Raw genomic sequence first — 17,898 nt, forward strand, 5'->3', positions numbered from 1 at the left:
GTGGTGATCCGCGAACACCCCTCTGACCTGCAGCATTGAGTCATCGGGCCGCTGGGGCCCGATGACTCGCAGGGGGGTTCCCACCATGAAAGTCCGTACGCGCACACTGATCGCCACCGCTCTGGTTCTGGGCATTGCGGTGGGACCGGCCGTCGCCCATGCCGCCCCGGCGCCCGGGCCGGTGACCGCACCGGCGGCCGAGCCCGTGACCCCTGACGGCACGGCGCCGCCCGTCTACACGACCCCGCCCGACGCGGCGGCGCTGGGGAAGGCGATCGCCGGCGTCGGTCCGGACAGCAAGGATGCGACGGCCGCGCTGGTCCGGGTGGGCGGTACGAGCGGCCGCTGGGTGGGCAGTTCCGGCGTGGCCGATGTCCGCACCGGACGCAAGGCGCTCGACGGCGCCCGGTTCCGGGCGGGTTCGGTGACCAAGACCTTCACGGCGGCGGTGGTGCTCCAGCTGGCCGCCGAAGGCAAGGTCGATCTGGACGAGCCGGTGCAGCAGTACCTGCCGGGGCTGCTGCCGGCCGGGCCGAAGGGCTTCGAGCCCATCAGCGTGCGGCAGTTGCTGAACTACACGAGCGGCATCGCGCCGGCCGAGGGCCCGGGGGACTCGTTCGAGGCGCAGTACGCCCACCGGTTCGACGTGGTCGACCCGCATGCACTGATCGCCGAAGCGGTGGCGAAGGGGCCCGAGTTCCGGCCGGGCGAGAAGCAGCACTACCTCAACATCGACTACACGATCCTGGGCGTGCTGATCGAGAAGCTGACGGGGGCGACGTACGAGCAGGCCCTGTCCGCCCGGATCCTCAAGCCGCTGGGGCTGCACCACACTTCGGTTCCGTTGCGTCGGGAGAACCGGATACCGGGCCCGCACCACCACGGCTACCAGGCGGTACAGAAGCCCGGCGGCGGGACCGCGCTGGTCGATGTGACCGAGTGGAACTCCTCGTCCAACTGGGCCGCCGGGGACCTGATATCGACCACGGCGGACCTGGAGAAGTTCACCGAGGCCCTGTTCGGCGGCAGGGTGGTGCCGAAGGTGCAGCTGGAGGAGATGTTCACGGTGCCCACGGTGTCGGACTTCGAGTCCGGGGAGGAGGCCGTGCAGACCGCGGGGCTGAAGCGGTTCGTCCTGCCGGACGGCACGGCGGTGTACGGCAAGACGGGCTCCCGGTACGGCTACAGCACCGTGATCGGCGGGGCGCGCGATCTTTCGCGCACCCTCGTCTACTCGGTCAACTCCACCGACGCCAAGGGCCAGGACATGAACAAGGTGGCCTACGGGATCGTCGCGGCGGCCTTCGCCAGGTAGCCGTCACGGGGCATTGCCTCGAGGCGCTTGATCATGCGGCGGAGTGCCAGCAGGGGTATGACCCCGAAGACGCCGAACGACATGTCGATGACGCTCCACCCGAAGGGGATGCCCCGGATGGGGCCGCAGATCAGGGCCAGGGGGATCACACCGGCGCAGGCGATCATGCCGGCTTCGACGATCCAGATGTTGCGGACGGGGTCGCGGTGGACTCCGTAGAAGAAGACCGCGATCACCAGGTGGGCGAAGGCGAGCCAGTCGGTGCCGTAGAGGAGGAACGGATAGTCCGCATCGGCCCGGTCCAGCCCTTCCCCCACCCGCCGCAGCCACGTGTGGGATACGAGGGAGTTGGCCCAGTGCAATTCGCTGACCAGGGGGAAGGCGGTGAGACCGCTGAGCACGAGGCAGACGATGAACAGGACCAGCCAGGCACGGATCCGCCGCTGAAGGGCGCTTCTCTCGCTCATGGAAGGAAGCGTACGCCCGTTTCTGAACACGTTCAGCCAAATCTCTGAACGCGTTCAGTTCTGTGGCAGGACCGTGATCATTCGGCTCCGCCCGGCACTCAGAGACCGACGATGGCGTTCCAGCGCTGGGCGAGGGAGCGGCGCTCGGCCGAGGAGATGTCCCGGGCCACGACGAGCCGTTTGCGCATCTCCCCGTCGGGGAAGATCAGCGGGTTCTCGGCGAGTGCGGCGGTCTCCTTGTCGTCGGAACCGGCCAGCACCTCGCGGGCAGCCGGGACCGGGCAGACGTAGTTGACGGCGGCGGCGAGCTCGGCGGCCACCTCCGGGGCGTAGTAGTAGTCGACCAGGGCCTCGGCGTTGACCTTGTGCCGAGCCAGGTTGGGAACGAGCAGGCTCTCCGCCCAGAGCTCGGCGCCCTCCTCCGGGACAACGAACTCGATGTCGGGATTGTCGGCCTGGAGCTGGATGGCGTCGCCGGAGTACGCCTGGCAGGCCAGGACGTCGCCCTTGCTCAGATCGGAGGTGTAGTCGTTGCCGGTGAAGCGGCGGATGTGCTTCTTCTTCACCATGCTCTGCACCTGGTCGCACATCCGGTGGAAGTCGGACTCGGTCCACCGGGTGACGTCCACGCCGTCACCCTGCATCAGCAGGGCGAAGGACTCGTCCAGACCCGAGAAGAGGGTGACCTTACCCGCCAGGTCCGGGTGCCACAGGTCCTTGACGGACTTGATCTCCCGGCCCAGGGCCTTGCGGTTGTAGGCGATGCCGGTGATCCCCGACTGCCACGGGACGGTGTGCAGTCGGCCCTCGTCGAAGGCGGGGGACCGCAGCTGCGGGTCCAGGTGGGCGGCCACGTTAGGCTGCGCCGACCGGTCCATCTTCTGGGCCCAGCCCAGGTGGACGAAGCGGGCGGCCATCCAGTCGCTGACCACCACCAGGTCGTGGCCGGTCTCCTGGCGGTTCATCAGGGCCGGGCTGACCTTGCCGAAGAACTCGTCGTTGTCGTTGATCTCCTCGGTGTACCGGACCTCGATGCCGGTCTTCTCCGAGAAGGCGTCCAGCGTGGGACGGCGCTCCTCGTCCTCGTCATCGGTGTCGATGTACAGCGGCCAGTTGGAGAACGCGACCTTCTTGTCCCGGTCGGAGCGGTCCCGGCCTCCCCGGCGGTCCTCGGGGACGTAAGCGGCGGGCACACCGCAGCCGGCGAGGGCCGCGAACAGGCCGGCGGCACCGAGGCCGCGCAGTGCCGCGCGGCGGGAGAAGGCGAGTTCAGGCATGGGCAAAGCCTCGGGGAACAGAAGAGGGCGGGCAATAGACACATTGTCTACTGCCCGCCCTCTCAAGCTCCTTCGGTGATCGATGCGATCTCCGTGGAGACCGATCAGCCGTCGAGCGAGGTCATCACGTGCTTGATGCGCGTGTAGTCCTCGAAGCCGTAGGCGGAGAGGTCCTTGCCGTAGCCCGACTTCTTGAAGCCGCCGTGGGGCATCTCGGCGACGAGCGGGATGTGGGTGTTGATCCACACGCAGCCGAAGTCGAGGTTCTTGGACATCCGCATCGCGCGGCCGTGGTCCTTGGTCCACACGGAGGAGGCGAGGGCGAACTCGACGCCGTTCGCGTACTCCAGGGCCTGGGCCTCGTCCGTGAAGGACTGGACGGTGATGACGGGGCCGAAGACCTCGTTCTGGATGATCTCGTCGTCCTGCTTGAGGCCCGAGACCACGGTCGGGGCGTAGAAGTAGCCCTTCTCGCCGACCTGGTGGCCGCCCGCCTCGACCTTGGCGTGCGCCGGGAGTCGCTCGATGAAGCCCGCGACCTGCTTGAGCTGGTTCGGGTTGTTCAGCGGGCCGTAGAGCACGTCCTCGTCGTCCGGCTGGCCGGTCTTGGTGTCGGCCGCGGCCTTGGCGAGGGCGCTCACGAACTCGTCGTGGATGGACTCGTGCACGAGCACACGGGTCGCGGCGGTGCAGTCCTGGCCGGCGTTGAAGTAGCCGGCGACCGCGATGTCCTCGACGGCCTTGGCGATGTCGGCGTCCTGGAAGACGACGACCGGGGCCTTGCCGCCGAGCTCCAGGTGGACGCGCTTGACGTCCTTCGAGGCGCTCTCGGCGACCTGCATGCCCGCGCGCACCGAGCCGGTGATGGAGGCCATCGCCGGGGTGGAGTGCTCGACCATGGCCTTGCCGGTCTCGCGGTCACCGCAGATGACGTTGAAGACGCCCTTGGGCAGGACCGAGTCGATGATCTCGGCCATCAGGACGGTGGAGGCCGGGGTGGTGTCCGAGGGCTTGAGCACCACGGTGTTGCCCGCGGCGATAGCCGGGGCGAACTTCCACACGGCCATCATCATCGGGTAGTTCCACGGCGCGACCTGGGCGCATACGCCGACCGGCTCACGGCGGATGATCGAGGTCATCCCCTCCATGTACTCGCCGGCCGAGCGGCCCTCGAGCAGGCGGGCCGCACCCGCGAAGAAGCGGATCTGGTCCACCATCGGCGGCAGCTCCTCGCTGGCCGTGAGGCCCAGCGGCTTGCCGGTGTTCTCCGACTCGGCGGCCACGAGCTCGTCCGCGCGCGCCTCGAAGGCGTCCGCGATCTTGAGCAGGGCCTTCTGCCGCTCGGAGGGGGTGGTGTCGCGCCAGCCCGGGAAGGCGGCCGCGGCAGCGGCCATGGCGGCGTCGACATCGGCCTGGCCGGAGAGCGGGGCGGTGGCGTACACCTCGCCGGTGGCGGGGTTGACCACCTCGGTGGTCCGCCCGTCGGCGGCGTCCTTGAACTCTCCGCCGATGTAGTTGCGCAGACGACGCAGTTCGGTGGTCACTCCAGCCACACTCCTGATCACATGTCCAACGATTGAGACGAATCCCAATCTTAGCCCTTAGGCGGACGCTTTCGGCAGGGCCAGACACCACGAACTACGAAATCAGTGAGATCAAGGTCCTCAGACAACGGATTTCATCGATTCCGTCTTGCGGAACAGACGACTCCTCGTGCACAGTGAGCTCGTGGTCAGTCGAAGCGCAGATTCCAGGAACAGACAACCGTCCCCTTCGGTCGATGCTGTGTCCCTGGCGATCATCGAGCAACTGCAGGAGGACGGACGCCGTCCCTACGCAGCGATCGGCAAGGCCGTCGGCCTGTCGGAGGCAGCTGTACGCCAGCGCGTGCAGAAGCTGCTCGACCAGGGCGTCATGCAGATCGTCGCCGTCACCGACCCGCTCACCGTGGGCCTGCGACGCCAGGCCATGGTCGGCATCAACGTCGAGGGAGACCTCGACCCGGTGGCCGACGCACTGACCCAGATGGCCGAGTGCGAGTACGTGGTCATGACCGCGGGCTCGTTCGACCTGATGGTGGAGATCGTCTGCGAGGACGACGACCACCTGCTGGAGACGATCAACAAGAAGATCCGCGCGCTCCCCGGCGTGCGATCAACCGAAAGCTTCGTTTATCTGAAGCTGAAGAAGCAGACCTACATGTGGGGAACTCGATAGCCCGTGAGCCAGGACCTCTCCAAGACCGCATACGACCACCTGTGGATGCACTTCACCCGCATGTCGTCGTACGAGAACTCCCCCGTCCCCACCATCGTGCGGGGTGAGGGCACCTACATCTTCGACGACAAGGGCAAGCGCTACCTGGACGGTCTCGCCGGACTGTTCGTGGTCAACGCCGGTCACGGCCGCAAGGAACTGGCCGAGGTCGCCTACAAGCAGGCCCAGCAACTCGCGTTCTTCCCCATCTGGTCGTACGCGCACCCCCAGGCCGTCGAGCTGGCCGAGCGCCTCGCCGGCTACGCCCCGGGCGACCTGAACAAGGTCTTCTTCACCACCGGCGGCGGCGAGGCCGTCGAGACCGCGTGGAAGCTCGCCAAGCAGTACTTCAAGCTGCAGGGCAAGCACACCAAGTACAAGGTCATCTCCCGCGCGGTCGCCTACCACGGCACCCCGCAGGGCGCCCTGTCCATCACCGGTCTGCCCGCCCTGAAGGCCCCCTTCGAGCCGCTGGTACCCGGCGCGCACAAGGTGCCGAACACCAACATCTACCGCGCCCCGATCTACGGCGACGACCCGGAGGCCTTCGGCCGCTGGTGCGCCGACCAGATCGAGCAGGAGATCCTGTTCGAGGGCGCCGACACCGTCGCCGCCGTCTTCCTCGAGCCGGTGCAGAACGCCGGCGGCTGCTTCCCCCCGCCGCCCGGGTACTTCCAGCGGGTCCGCGAGATCTGCGACGAGTACGACGTGCTCCTCGTCTCCGACGAGACGATCTGCGCCTTCGGCCGCCTCGGCACGATGTTCGCCTGTGACAAGTTCGACTACATCCCGGACATGATCACCTGCGCCAAGGGCATGACCTCGGGCTACTCCCCGATCGGTGCCTGCATCGTCTCGGACCGCATCGCCGAGCCGTTCTACAAGGGCGGCAACACCTTCCTGCACGGCTACACCTTCGGCGGACACCCGGTGTCCTCCGCGGTGGCGCTCGCCAACCTCGACATCTTCGACAAGGAAGGCCTCAACCAGCACGTGCTGGACAACGAGGACGCCTTCTTCTCGACGCTGAAGAAGCTGCACGACCTGCCCATCGTCGGCGACGTCCGCGGCAACGGCTTCTTCTACGGCATCGAGCTCGTCAAGGACAAGGTCACCAAGGAGTCCTTCACGGACGAGGAGACCGAGCGCGTGCTCTACGGCTTCCTCTCCAAGGCGCTCTTCGAGAACGGCCTGTACTGCCGTGCCGACGACCGTGGCGACCCGGTCATCCAGCTGGCCCCGCCGCTGATCGCGGACCAGGGCACCTTCGACGAGATCGAAGGCATCCTGCGCTCGGTGCTCACCGAGGCGTGGACCAAGCTGTAACCGGCAGCGCAGCAAAGCGCAGCAAATAGTCCGAACCACACGGCCCGGATCCTCCGTTCGAGTGAGAACGCGGGGGTCCGGGCCGTGTGCTGTCACCATCCAAGACGTTCATCTCTTTACATCTCAGTGCGGCGCCAGTGACCGAACCGGTTCCGCTTCGTTCCCCCGAACGGAGGTGTACGCCATGGTGGCTCCACCGGACAACGCCCCACCGGACAATGACGTCCTCTGGGCACGGTCCGTTCACTACTCCCACTGGGGGTCCCCCCGGACGAAGTCCGGGGGAGGTTCACCCGGCCTCATCGGGGTCTCGGTCGGCGTCCGCCAGGGCGAGATCCTGGCCCTGACCGGCCCGCGCGGCAGCGGGAAGACCACGCTGCTGCGCTGCCTGGCCGGACACCTGGTGCCCGAGCAGGGCGAGATCTGGTTCAACAGCATGCCCGTCCACACCATGGGCGCGCTGGCCCGCGAACGGCTGCGCCGAGACCGGTTCGGCTGGATCGGCCCCGATCCCCTGCTGCTGCCCGAGCTCAAAGTCTGGGAGAACGCCGCCCTGCCCCTGCTGGTCGCCGGTGCCTCCCACCGCTCGGCCAAGGCGGCCGCCTGTGAATGGCTGGACCGCCTCGACATCGGCGGCTTCGCCCGCAAGCGCCCGCTTGCCCTGACCCGCGCCGAATCCCAGCGGGTCGCCCTCGCCCGGGCCCTCGTGAACGAGCCCGCCGTGGTCTTCGCCGACGAACCCACCGCCCCGCTGCACCGCTCCGAGCGCGCCCTGCTGCTCCGTACACTCACCACCGCGGCCCGCTCGCACGAGATCACCGTGGTGCTGGCCACGCACGACGAGGAGACCGCGACCGTCGCCGACCGCCGGGTTGCGCTGCTCGACGGCCGCCCCGCCGGGACCGCGGCCGCCGTCGGCGGTCCTTCCGACGAGACCCCGGAGGGCCAGGCCGCGTGCTCGCTCTCCGCCTAGCCCGCGGCTCCCGCCCGCTCGTCCAGCTGCGCCGGCTGCTGGTCGCCGCCGCCTGCGCCGGCACCGGCTTCCTCCTGCTGTACGTGCTCGCCGAGGCCACCGCCCGGCCTGCCGGATCGTTCCCGCGCCTGCTGTGGGCCCTGGTCCCGCTCGCCGTCACCGTGCAGTTCGCGGTCGCCGTCGCCCGGACGGACCCCGCGAGCCGGCCCCGCGAGGGGATGGACGCCGTCGGGCTGGGCCCCGTACGGCTCGCCCTCGCCGCGGCGGTCTCCACCGCCGTCTCGTGCACCCTGGGCAGCGCCCTGGCCCTGGCCGCCTTCCTCCACCTGCGGGGCGACCTCACCGGCCTGCCCTTCGACGGAGCCGGGGCCCGAATGCTGCACGCCGACCGGCCGCTGCCCGTGGCGGCCGCCCTCACCCTGCTGGCCCTGGTGCCGCTGACCGCCTCCACCGCCACGGCCCTCGCCCTGCGCCCGCACCCGCCGCTGGCCCCGCAGACCGGTCTGCCCTGGGGCATCGCACTCACCGCCTGCGGACTGGCGGTCGAGGCGTACACAGGCCTCGGCGGCGTCGGCATGCCGGCCGGCTGGGCACTCACCGCCGTCGGGCTCTCCCTCGCGGGCCCGGGCCTCGCCTACGCCTGCGGGGCCCTGGTGCAGGCGGTCCGCCCGGGCGCCATGCGGCTGCTGGCCGGGCGGACCCTCCAGGAGGAGGCGCCCCGGCTGGGCCGTCCGCTCGGCCTGCTGTGCGCGGTCGGCGCGGGCGTCCTCACCGCCGCGGCCCTGCGCGACCGGGGCGGCTTCCCCGTCCCGCTGGGCCCGCTGACCGGGCCGGCCTGCACCCTGGTGGCGCTGTGCGTGGCCGCGACCCTGCTCACCTGCGCCGTGGAGGTCCGCCAGGACCGCTCCGACACCCGCGCGACCCTGCGCGACCTGGGCACTCCGGGCACGCTCCTGCGTACGGCCGCGACCCTGCGGGCCACCGCGCTGGCGGCCGTGTGCGTACCGGTCGTATGGGGTGTGGCGCAGCTGACGTCACTGGCGTTGACCCGCTGACACGGGCAGTCCTTAGGGTGGGCCGAATGGTCAACGGATACATCGACACCGAGATCGAGACGCTCGCCGAATTCGACCAGGTCGTGGCCCGTGGCTCGCTCAGCGGCTACCGGATCCAGTCGGTCAACCTGTTGGAGCGCACGTTCGCCCTCCTGTCCGCCGACACCTCCGCGGCCGTCTTCCTGGGCTGTGCGATGGAGCCCGACGCGTCGGCCAAGGTGCGCGCGGACGGTGCTCTGGTCTTCCCGCCGGTGCCGGACCTGCCCTTCAACCCGTACCGGGGCCTGCTGTACACCGCCGACGAGGTGTTCGCGGGGCTGTCCGCCGGCTACGAGGCCACTCCTGACGCCCAGTCGTACGCCTGGTTCCAGGAGACCAAGGCGGACGGCGACATCTTCTCCTCGATGCTGCGGTCCATCCACGACGACGCGATCTCCGACGCCCTCGACGAGCACCTCGCCAGCGCCCGGGTGGTCGGTGTCATGGGCGGCCATGCGATGGCCCGCGGCGGTCTGGACTACCAGGGCGCGGCCGAACTCGGCCGGGAGCTCACCCGGTCCGGGCTGACGGTGGCCACCGGCGGCGGACCCGGCGCGATGGAGGCCGCCAACCTCGGCGCCTACCTGGCTCCGGCCGCGGACCACGCCCTGGCGGAGGCCCTGGAGATCCTGGCCAAGGCCCCGTCCTTCGCTCCCTCGGTCTCCGACTGGGCACAGGCGGCGTTCGCCGTACGGGACCGCTGGCCCGGCGGCGGCGACTCGGTGGGGATCCCGACCTGGTTCTACGGGCACGAGCCGCCGAACGCCTTCGCCGGCCACATCGCCAAGTACTTCGCGAACGCCACCCGCGAGGACGGGCTGCTCGCCCGGTCGAACGCGGGCGTGGTCTTCCTGCCGGGCGCCGCGGGCACCCTCCAGGAGATATTCGACAACGCGACGCCGAACTACTACGGGTCGCGGGGCGAGCCGACCCCGATGGTGCTGGTCGGGCGTACGCACTGGACCGAGCACCTGCCCGCGTGGCCGCTGCTCCAGGCGCTGGCGCGCGGCCGTGCGATGGAGTCCCGGATCGCGCTGGTCGACTCGGTGGCCGAGGTCCCCGCCGTACTCGCTTCGATGAAATGAGTGACGGACCGAGGCAACTTACCGGCCCGATCGCACGTCTGCCATAGGTAATCAAAGTGCAAAACCCTGCCAGACGTGAACGGAGCCCTCGGTGCTCATAGGCCTGCTGACCGCGATCGCGGCATCCATCTGCTACGGCACGGGGTCCGTCCTGCAAGCCGTCGGCTCGCGCAAAGCGGCCCGGCTGTCCCCGGCCGCCGCCGGGGTGACCGCGCACGGCGGCCCGAACCTCTCGTCCACCGCGAAGGCGGCGATGACGTGGGAGTTCATCGTCGGCACCATCCTGGACTTCGTCGGCTTCGGACTGGGCGCGCTCGCCGCCCGGCTGCTGCCCCTGTTCCTCTCCCAGACGGTGATCAGCGCCAACCTGGTGATCACCGCCGTGCTGAGCGTGAAGATGCTGGGCATCCGGCTGACCCGGAAGGAATGGACCTCGATCGGGGTCGTCTGCGCGGCGCTGGTGCTGCTGGCGACGGCGGCGGGCCACGAGGGCGGCCACCACGCCCCGATGTCCACGCACTGGTGGCTGTTCGCCGTGACCCTGCTGATCATCGCGGGCGGCACGGTGGCCGTCCGCCTCCTGGGCGCCCGGGCCGCGATCCTCGCGGGCCTGCTGTCGGGCCTGGCCTTCGGCGCGCTCGGCGTCGGCGTCCGCATCCTCGACGGGGTCGACCCGTTCGACCTGGGCAAGCTGCTCGCCGACCCGGCCCTCTACGCCATCCTGCTGGCCGGTGTGGGCGGCATGTACCTGCACACGGTCGCCCTCCAGATCGGCTCGGTGAACGGCGCGACGGCCGCATTGGTGGTCGGCGAGACCGTCCTGCCGGGTGCGATCGGCGTCCTGTGGCTGGGCGACGCATCGCGGCCGGGCCTGGCATGGCTGGCGGTCCTCGGCTTCGTCCTGGCCGTCACCGGCGCGGTGGCCGTCGCCTGGTACGGCAACCACGAGGGCGCAGAAACCCCGGCCGAAGACGCCACCCCCGAATCCACCCCCGCCAACCCCAGCCCCGCCGGCGTTTGAGGCGCGGGGTCCGGGGCGGAGCCCCGGGTCTGTTCAGCCCAAGCCCCGCGCAGCGGCTACGCCGCCGGGAGGACGACCACCTCGGCCGGGGCGAAGGACACCGCGACCCGGTCCCCCACGGCCGGGGCACCGGCCAGCCCGCACTCCGCCTCCAGCTCAGGCCCCACCTCCGGCCGCAGCCGCAGCGCCACATGCGTCCCACGGAACGTCCGCGCGAGCACCTCACACCGCAGCCCGGCCGCCGCGAGCACCACGCCCGCCGGCCGGACCAGGATCCGCCGCTCGCCCTCCGGGGAACCGGCCGGCACCAGGACCTTGCCCCACGCCGTCACCGCGGCGCCGCCCGACACCCTCGCCGGGACCACGTTCTCGAAGCCGAGGAACCGCGCCACGAACTCCGAGGCCGGCCGCTGCCAGACCTCGAGCGGGGTCCCGGCCTGCGCGATCCGCCCGTCCTGCATCACCACCACCCGGTCGGCCAGGGCGAAGGCTTCCCCCTGGTCGTGGGTCACGGCCAGCACCGTGGTCCCGAGCCGGGAGAACAGCCCCCGCAGCTCCACCACCAGCCGCTCGCGCAGCCCCCGGTCCAGCTGCCCCAGCGGTTCGTCCAGCATCAGCAGCCGCGGCGAGGGGGCCAGCGCCCGGGCCAGGGCGACCCGCTGCTGCTCACCGCCCGAGAGGGAGGACACGGACCGGCCCTGGGCCCCGGGCAGCCCGACCAGCTCCAGCAGTTCCGCGACCCGGGCCTCGCGGGACCCCCGGCCGGAGCCCCCCATGCGCAGCCCGAACGCGACGTTCCCGCCCACGTCCCGGTGCGGGAACAGCTGGTGGTCCTGGAACATCAGGCCGACCCCGCGCCGGTGCACCGGCACCCGCACCTGGTCCGCCCCGCCGAGCAGCACTCGCCCGGCGGAGACCGGCTGGAGCCCGGCGACGACCCGCAGCAGCGTGGACTTGCCGCTCCCGCTCGGCCCGAGCACGCACACGATCTCGTGCTCGGCGACCTCCAGATCCACCGCGTCGACGACAGCACGCTCGCCGAAGCGGACCGACACCCCGGCCAGTTCGAGCAACGTCATCAGAACTCTCCCGAGGTCTTGTCGGGGCGCAGCCGCTCCAGCACCAGCAGGGACACCGCGCACACCAGCATCAGAATCGTGCTCAGGGCCATGGCCTGCCCGTAGTTCATCTCTCCGGCCCGCCCCAGCAGCCGTGCCACGGCCACCGGCAGCGTCGGATGGTCCGGCCGCGCGATGAACACGGTCGCGCCGAACTCCCCGAGCGAGATGGCGAAGGCGAAGCCCGCCGCGATCAGCAGCGCCCGCCGGACCAGGGGCAGGTCCACCTCCCGCCAGGCGCGCAGCGGGGAGGCGCCGAGCACGGCGGCGGCCTCCCGCAGCCGCCCGTCCACCGCGCGCAGCACCGGCAGCATGGTCCGTACGACGAACGGCACGCCCACCAGGGCCTGGGCCAGTGGCACCAGGATCCACGAGGTCCGCAGATCCAGCGGCGGCTCGTCCAGGGTGATCAGGAAGCCGAAGCCGACCGTCACGGCGGACACCCCGAGCGGCAGCATCAGCAGCGCGTCGAAGCCCCGTACGAAACGGCCGGCGCGCCGGGTGAGGGCCGCGGCCGCGAGCCCGCCGATGACCAGGGCGATGGCGGTGGCGGCCAGCGCGTACTGCAGGGAGTTCCAGATCGCCTCCAGTGGGGGCACCAGGAAGGTTCCGCCGCCCGCGCCCACCTCCTGGAGCGCCCGGTAGAAACCGAACCCGTATCCGCCGGGCGCGTCGAAGGACCGCTCCACCAGCACCGCCAGCGGGGCCACGATCAGCAGGGCGACCGTCAGCAGCACCCCGCCCAGCAGGGTGCGCTGCGCCCAGCCGCGCGGCCGGTGCGTCGTGCGCCCCGGGTCCACCAGCCGCAGCGCGGTCTCCCGCTTGCGCACCGTCCAGGCGTGCACCGCGAGGATCCCGCCGAGAGCCGCGAACTGCACCATCGTCAGCACGGCGGCCGTGGACAGGTCCAGGAGCTGTGCGGTCTGCCGGTAGACCTCCACCTCCAGGGTGGAGTACGCGGGCCCGCCCAGGATGAGGACGACGCCGAAGGAGCTGAAGGTGAACAGGAACACCATGAGGGAGGCGGCGGCCACCGACGGGGCCAGCGCGGGCAGCGTCACCCGCCGCCAGGCGGCGAACCGCCCGGCGCCCAGCACCCGGGCGGCCTCCTCCTGGCGCGGATCCAGCTGGGCCCACAGCCCGCCGACCGTCCGCACGACGACGGCGTAGTTGAAGAAGACGTGCGCGAGGAGGATCGCCCAGACGGTGGTGTCGAGCCGGACGCCCACCAGTTCGTCGAGCAGCCCGCCCCGGCCGACCAGCGCCAGGAAGGCGGTGCCGACCACCACGGTCGGCAGCACGAAGGGAACGGTCACCACGGCCCGCAGCAGCTGCTTGCCGGGGAACTCGAAGCGCGCGAAGACGTACGCGCCGGGGAGTGCGATCAGGAGCGTGAGCGCCGTGGACGCGAACGCCTGCCACGTGGTGAACCAGAGCACGTCGGCGATGTCGGGCCGGGTCAGCACCTCGCCGATCCGGCCGAACTGCCAGCCGTCCTCGGTCTTGATCCCGCGGCCGACGATCGCGGCGACGGGATAGGCGAAGAACAGCCCGAAGAAGGCGAGCGGTACGGCCATCAGGGCGAGCCTGACGGCCGTACCGCGTACGCCCTCCTTCGCAGGAGTGCTCTCGCGTCCTACTTCACGACGAGCGAGGACCATGTCTTGACCCACTGCTCACGGTTCTTGGCGATGGTCTCCGGAGAGACGTTCTCCGGCTTCTCGACGACCACGCCGTGCTTCGTGAACAGCTCCGGCAGCTTCGCGTCCTTGACCACCGGGTTCACGAACATCTGCAGCGGCATGTCCTCCTGGAACTTCTTGCTCACCAGGAAGTCCAGGAGCGCCTTGCCGCCCTCCTCGTTCTTCGCGCCCTTGAGCAGGCCCGCGAACTCGACCTGGCGGAAGCAGGTGCCGGTGGAGACGCCCGTGGGGGCCTCGGCCGGCTGCGGCTCGCCGTACAGGACCTCGACCGGCGGGCTCGAGGCGTAGGAGACGACCAGCGGGCGGTCGCCCTTGGCCTTCTTGCCGCCCGCAGAGCCCGAGAAGCGCTCGTTGTAGGCCTGCTCCCAGCCGTCGACGACCTCGACGCCGTTGGCCTTGAGCTTGGTCCAGTAGTCCTTCCACCCGTCCTCGCCGTACTTGCCGACGGAGGCGAGGAGGAAGCCGAGGCCCGGCGAGGAGGTCGCCGCGTTCTCGGTGACCAGCAGGTTCTTGTACTCGGGCTTGATCAGGTCGTCCAGCGTCTGCGGCGGGGCGAGCTTCTTGTCGGCGAAGTACGCCTTGTCGTAGTTGACGCAGATGTCGCCGGAGTCGATCGGGGTGACCCGGTGCTCCTTGTCGAGCACGTACTCGGGCTTCACGTCGGCCAGGCCCTTGGCCTCGTACGGCGTGAAGATCCCGTTGTCGAGGGCGCGCGAGAGCAGGGTGTTGTCGACACCGAAGAAGACGTCGCCGCGCGGGGAACCCTTGGTGAGGATCTCCTGGTTGAGGGCGGCGCCCGCGTCCCCGGACTTCAGGACCTTGACGGTGTAGCCGCTCTGCTGCTCGAACTCCTTGAGGACCGTGTCGGTCACGTTGAAGGAGTCGTGGGAGACGAGCGTGACCGTCTTGGACTTCGGCGCCTCGCTCGCGCCGCCCGCGGACTTGTCCTTGGCGTCGCCGCCGCCGCAGGCGCTGAGCGTGGCGACGCCGAGCGCGGCCGCGAGCGCTGCGCCCGCGAACTTCTTGGTGGTGCTCACTGGTGAATTCCTCCTGGGATGACCAGGAGAAGACGCGGCCCTGCCCGGCGCTCAGTGCGAGCGGTCGCCGGGCAGGGCGCAACAGCTTGAGTGATGACCGAACTTCCTACCCCGAATGACCGGGGCGAGGTTCAGAGGGTCTGCGGATGACGGTTACCGCACTCTCAGCGCTGTGGCGCTCCCCTGTCGGAATATGCAATTGGTTCGGCCACAGGGTACCCCGTGGCCGAATCGGGCCCGCGAAAACCGCAGGCTAGCGCTCCGAGGCCGCGAGCTGGCCGCACGCGCCGTCGATCTCCTGACCGCGGGTGTCGCGGACGGTCACCGGCACCCCGTGGCGGGCGATGGCCTCCACGAAGGCCTTCTCGTCCTCGGGACGCGAGGCGGTCCACTTCGAGCCCGGCGTCGGGTTCAGCGGGATCAGGTTGACGTGCACACGCTTGCCCTTGAGCAGCTTGCCCAGGAGGTCGCCGCGCCAGGCCTGGTCGTTGATGTCGCGGATCAGGGCGTACTCGATGGAGATCCGGCGGCCGGACTTCTCGGCGTACTCCCAGGCCGCATCGAGGACCTCGCGGACGTTCCAGCGGGTGTTCACGGGCACGAGGGTGTCGCGCAGCTCGTCGTCCGGAGCATGCAGCGAGACCGCGAGGCGGCACTTGAAGCCCTCGTCGGCGAACCGCAGCATCGCCGGGACCAGGCCGACGGTGGAGACGGTGATGCCGCGCTGCGACAGGCCCAGACCGTCGGGCTCGGGGTCGGTGAGGCGGCGGATGGCGCCGACGACCCGCTTGTAGTTCGCCAGCGGCTCGCCCATGCCCATGAAGACGATGTTGGACAGCCGGGCCGGTCCACCGGGGACCTCGCCGTCGCGCAGCGCGCGCATGCCGTCGACGATCTGGTGGACGATCTCGGCGGTGGACAGGTTGCGGTCCAGGCCCGCCTGGCCGGTGGCGCAGAACGGGCAGTTCATACCGCAGCCGGCCTGCGAGGAGATGCACATGGTGACCCGGTCGGGGTAGCGCATCAGCACGGACTCGACGAGCGTGCCGTCGTGCAGCTTCCACAGGGTCTTGCGGGTGGTGTCGTCGTCGCACGAGATGTGCCGGATGACGTTCATCAGCTCGGGGAGCAGCTCCTGCTGGAGCTTCTCGCGGGAGCCCGCCGGGATGTCCGTCCACTCGGCCGGGTCGTGCGCGTACCGGGCGAAGTAGTGCTGCGAGAGCTGCTTGGCCCGGAACGGCTTCTCACCGATCGCGGCGACCGCCTCGCGACGCTCCTCGGGGGTGAGGTCGGCGAGATGCCGGGGCGGCTTCTTGGCTCCGCGAGGGGCGACGAAGGTGAGCTCTCCCGGGACGGGGCGGGCCATGGCAGGTACTCCTCGTAAGACGAAAGGCGCGCCGCAGAAGCAGCGCGCCTTTCAAGAGTAACCGCCCGGACCCACCCGAAGCCTTCGGACGTACGTCGCCCCGGCTCAGCGGGGTCCCCCTGGTGAACCGCCCGCCGGCCGGAACCCGCGGAGGCCGGTTTCAGCCCGTGCCGACGAAGGCCGCCAGCAGCAGCCACACCACCGGGGCGGTCGGCAGCAGGGAGTCGAGCCGGTCCATGATGCCGCCGTGGCCGGGCAGCAGCGTGCCCATGTCCTTGATGCCCAGGTCCCGCTTGATCATCGACTCGCCGAGGTCGCCCAGCGTGGCGCTGACCGCGACGGCGAGACCGAGCAGCAGGCCCTGCCACCAGGCGCCCCCGTCGATCAGGAACTCCATGCACAGCGCGCCGGCCGCCATCGCGAAGGCCACCGCGCCGAACAGTCCCTCTCGGGTCTTGCCGGGGCTGATGCGCGGCGCCAGCTTGTGCTTGCCGAAGCGCCAGCCCACCGCGTAGGCCCCGGTGTCACTGACCACGGTCAGCAGCAGGAACGTGACCACGCGCTCCGGACCGTCGTCGGCGGTGAGCAGCATCGCGACGAAGGTGGCCAGGAAGGGCACGTAGAACGCCGCGAAGACGCCTGCGGTGACGTCCTTGAGGTAGTCCTCGGGCGGTTCGGTCATCCGCCAGACCAGGACCGCCAGCGCGGTCAGGGCCATGGCCACCCAGGCACCCTCGGCCCCCCGGACGTATCCGGCGATGACCATGGCGGCGCCGCCGACCGCGAGCGGGACGAGCGGCGCCTTGATGCCCTTCTTCTCCTGGAGCCGGGAGGTGAGCTCCCACAGGCCCACGACGACCGCGACGACGATGACGCCGACGAAGACCGCCTTCACGATGAACAGCGAAGCGAAGATCACCGCACCGAGGCCGACGCCGACCCCTATGGCGGCACGCAGGTCTCGCCCCGCCCGCTTCTTCTGCGGCGGGGGCGAGGCGTCCTGCGGTGCCTGCGAGGGCGGAGGCGGGGGGCTGGGCATGGGCTCCTGCGGCGGCGTCTCGGCGCGGAACGGGGGGCCGCCGTCGGCGGCGGCCCCCCGATCGCGTGCTTCCCGGTCGTCGAAGTCACGGCCGGCGGCATCGGGCACGATGGGCATGGGCCGAGTGTGCGGGCCCACCAGCGCATCGTATGCGGGACCCGCCGGAACCTGCTCCGTGGCCCAGGGAGAGTCGTTCATCAGACCTCGAGGAGCTCGGCTTCCTTGTGCTTGAGCAGCTCGTCGACCTGCGCGACGTATTTCGCGGTCGTGTCGTCGAGCTCCTTCTCCGCGCGGCGCACCTCGTCCTCGCCGGACTCCTTGTCCTTGACGAGCTTGTCGAGGGCGTCCTTCGCCTTGCGGCGGATGGAGCGGATCGAGACCTTGGAGTCCTCGGCCTTGGTACGGGCGACCTTGATGTACTCCTTGCGGCGGTCCTGCGTCAGCTCGGGGAAGGTCACCCGGATGATATTGCCGTCGTTGCTGGGGTTGACGCCCAGGTCCGAGTCGCGGATGGCCTGCTCGATGTTGCGCAGGGCGCTCTTGTCGAACGGGGTCACGATCGCCATGCGCGGCTCGGGCACCGAGAAGGACGCGAGCTGGTTGATGGGGGTGATGGCGCCGTAGTAGTCCGCCACGATCTTGTTGAACATCGCCGGGTGCGCACGACCGGTGCGGATCGCCGCGAAGTCTTCCTTGGCGACGACGACGGCCTTCTCCATCTTCTCCTCGGCCTCGAGGAGGATTTCTTCGATCACCACGTGCTCCTGCATGTCAGATTTGGATGGTTCAGGCGGGCGGGGCGGGCTCGGCCCGATGGGGCC

At 70.3% G+C, this 17,898-nt stretch carries 16 protein-coding genes; 7 read left to right on the plus strand and 9 right to left on the minus strand.

The genetic code is table 11. The features are described from left to right. The first annotated feature begins 85 nt into the window (after positions 1-85). On the plus strand, positions 86-1,315 hold the full coding sequence (locus tag OHT74_RS11295) for a serine hydrolase domain-containing protein (protein ID WP_328620186.1): 1,230 nt from the start codon (positions 86-88) through the stop codon (positions 1,313-1,315). On the opposite strand, the gene OHT74_RS11300 is transcribed toward OHT74_RS11295, so the two are convergent. From OHT74_RS11300 to OHT74_RS11310, 3 genes are all read right to left on the minus strand, one after another. Next, positions 1,282-1,782: a hypothetical protein gene (locus OHT74_RS11300; protein ID WP_328620187.1), complete on the minus strand. Its 501-nt coding sequence runs from the start codon at positions 1,780-1,782 to the stop codon at positions 1,282-1,284. The genes OHT74_RS11295 and OHT74_RS11300 overlap by 34 nt on opposite strands. A 98-nt stretch (positions 1,783-1,880) precedes the next feature. Next, positions 1,881-3,059, minus strand: coding sequence for a polyamine ABC transporter substrate-binding protein (locus tag OHT74_RS11305; RefSeq protein ID WP_328620188.1), 1,179 nt, complete (start codon positions 3,057-3,059; stop codon positions 1,881-1,883). 104 nt (positions 3,060-3,163) lie between these two features. After that, entirely contained in the window at positions 3,164-4,603 is a 1,440-nt protein-coding gene (locus OHT74_RS11310; RefSeq protein WP_266663260.1) for a gamma-aminobutyraldehyde dehydrogenase, read from the minus strand. 169 nt (positions 4,604-4,772) lie between these two features. Here OHT74_RS11310 and OHT74_RS11315 point away from each other — a divergent pair, with 169 nt between their 5' ends. From OHT74_RS11315 to OHT74_RS11340, 6 genes are all read left to right on the plus strand, one after another. After that, positions 4,773-5,276, plus strand: a complete 504-nt coding sequence (locus OHT74_RS11315; RefSeq protein WP_266663262.1) for an Lrp/AsnC family transcriptional regulator — start codon at positions 4,773-4,775, stop codon at positions 5,274-5,276. Between the two features lie 3 nt (positions 5,277-5,279). Further along, a complete protein-coding gene (locus OHT74_RS11320) occupies positions 5,280-6,641 on the plus strand; it encodes an aspartate aminotransferase family protein (protein WP_266636311.1) in 1,362 nt (453 codons plus the stop codon). A 184-nt stretch (positions 6,642-6,825) separates the two neighbouring features. Beyond that, positions 6,826-7,614: an ABC transporter ATP-binding protein gene (locus OHT74_RS11325; RefSeq protein WP_328620189.1), complete on the plus strand. Its 789-nt coding sequence runs from the start codon at positions 6,826-6,828 to the stop codon at positions 7,612-7,614. Continuing rightward, a complete protein-coding gene (locus tag OHT74_RS11330; protein WP_328620190.1) occupies positions 7,596-8,669 on the plus strand; it encodes a hypothetical protein in 1,074 nt (357 codons plus the stop codon). Before OHT74_RS11325 ends, OHT74_RS11330 begins: the two co-directional genes overlap by 19 nt. 26 nt (positions 8,670-8,695) lie before the next feature. Next, a complete protein-coding gene (locus OHT74_RS11335) occupies positions 8,696-9,793 on the plus strand; it encodes an LOG family protein (protein WP_328620191.1) in 1,098 nt (365 codons plus the stop codon). A 91-nt stretch (positions 9,794-9,884) separates the two neighbouring features. After that, complete coding sequence (locus tag OHT74_RS11340) at positions 9,885-10,814, plus strand: hypothetical protein (RefSeq protein ID WP_328620192.1); 930 nt, start codon at positions 9,885-9,887, stop codon at positions 10,812-10,814. 56 nt (positions 10,815-10,870) lie between these two features. Here OHT74_RS11340 and OHT74_RS11345 read toward each other — a convergent pair whose 3' ends face one another. The 6 genes from OHT74_RS11345 to frr all read right to left on the minus strand — a co-directional run bounded on the left by OHT74_RS11345 (position 10,871) and on the right by frr (position 17,832). Then, positions 10,871-11,893 (minus strand): ABC transporter ATP-binding protein, encoded by a 1,023-nt coding sequence (locus tag OHT74_RS11345; RefSeq protein WP_266997257.1) that lies wholly within the window; start codon positions 11,891-11,893, stop codon positions 10,871-10,873. Beyond that, entirely contained in the window at positions 11,893-13,509 is a 1,617-nt protein-coding gene (locus OHT74_RS11350; protein WP_266663275.1) for an ABC transporter permease, read from the minus strand. Before OHT74_RS11350 ends, OHT74_RS11345 begins: the two co-directional genes overlap by 1 nt. 59 nt (positions 13,510-13,568) lie before the next feature. Continuing rightward, on the minus strand, positions 13,569-14,672 hold the full coding sequence (locus OHT74_RS11355; protein ID WP_328620193.1) for a thiamine ABC transporter substrate-binding protein: 1,104 nt from the start codon (positions 14,670-14,672) through the stop codon (positions 13,569-13,571). A gap of 253 nt (positions 14,673-14,925) precedes the next feature. Then, the gene (gene rlmN / locus OHT74_RS11360; protein ID WP_266663280.1) at positions 14,926-16,038 is read right to left on the minus strand and encodes a 23S rRNA (adenine(2503)-C(2))-methyltransferase RlmN; all 1,113 of its coding nucleotides are present in this window, start codon (positions 16,036-16,038) and stop codon (positions 14,926-14,928) included. Positions 16,039-16,198: 160 nt separating this feature from the next. After that, on the minus strand, positions 16,199-17,275 hold the full coding sequence (locus OHT74_RS11365; protein ID WP_266663282.1) for a phosphatidate cytidylyltransferase: 1,077 nt from the start codon (positions 17,273-17,275) through the stop codon (positions 16,199-16,201). Continuing rightward, positions 17,275-17,832, minus strand: coding sequence for a ribosome recycling factor (gene frr / locus OHT74_RS11370; RefSeq protein WP_030298420.1), 558 nt, complete (start codon positions 17,830-17,832; stop codon positions 17,275-17,277). Before frr ends, OHT74_RS11365 begins: the two co-directional genes overlap by 1 nt. Between the last annotated feature and the right edge of the window lie 66 nt (positions 17,833-17,898).

The organism is Streptomyces sp. NBC_00354 (genome assembly GCF_036106915.1).
In the GTDB taxonomy this organism is placed as follows: domain Bacteria; phylum Actinomycetota; class Actinomycetes; order Streptomycetales; family Streptomycetaceae; genus Streptomyces.

What these genes read in the sequence shown, in the direction of transcription:
- OHT74_RS11295 (WP_328620186.1), top strand. Translation starts at nt 86, where the DNA reads ATGAAAGTCCGTACGCGCACACTGATCGCCACCGCTCTGGTTCTGGGC.
- OHT74_RS11300 (WP_328620187.1), bottom strand. Translation starts at nt 1,782, where the DNA reads ATGAGCGAGAGAAGCGCCCTTCAGCGGCGGATCCGTGCCTGGCTGGTC.
- OHT74_RS11305 (WP_328620188.1), bottom strand. Translation starts at nt 3,059, where the DNA reads ATGCCTGAACTCGCCTTCTCCCGCCGCGCGGCACTGCGCGGCCTCGGT.
- OHT74_RS11325 (WP_328620189.1), top strand. Translation starts at nt 6,826, where the DNA reads ATGGTGGCTCCACCGGACAACGCCCCACCGGACAATGACGTCCTCTGG.
- OHT74_RS11335 (WP_328620191.1), top strand. Translation starts at nt 8,696, where the DNA reads ATGGTCAACGGATACATCGACACCGAGATCGAGACGCTCGCCGAATTC.
- OHT74_RS11345 (WP_266997257.1), bottom strand. Translation starts at nt 11,893, where the DNA reads ATGACGTTGCTCGAACTGGCCGGGGTGTCGGTCCGCTTCGGCGAGCGT.
- OHT74_RS11350 (WP_266663275.1), bottom strand. Translation starts at nt 13,509, where the DNA reads ATGGCCGTACCGCTCGCCTTCTTCGGGCTGTTCTTCGCCTATCCCGTC.
- rlmN (WP_266663280.1), bottom strand. Translation starts at nt 16,038, where the DNA reads ATGGCCCGCCCCGTCCCGGGAGAGCTCACCTTCGTCGCCCCTCGCGGA.
- OHT74_RS11365 (WP_266663282.1), bottom strand. Translation starts at nt 17,275, where the DNA reads ATGAACGACTCTCCCTGGGCCACGGAGCAGGTTCCGGCGGGTCCCGCA.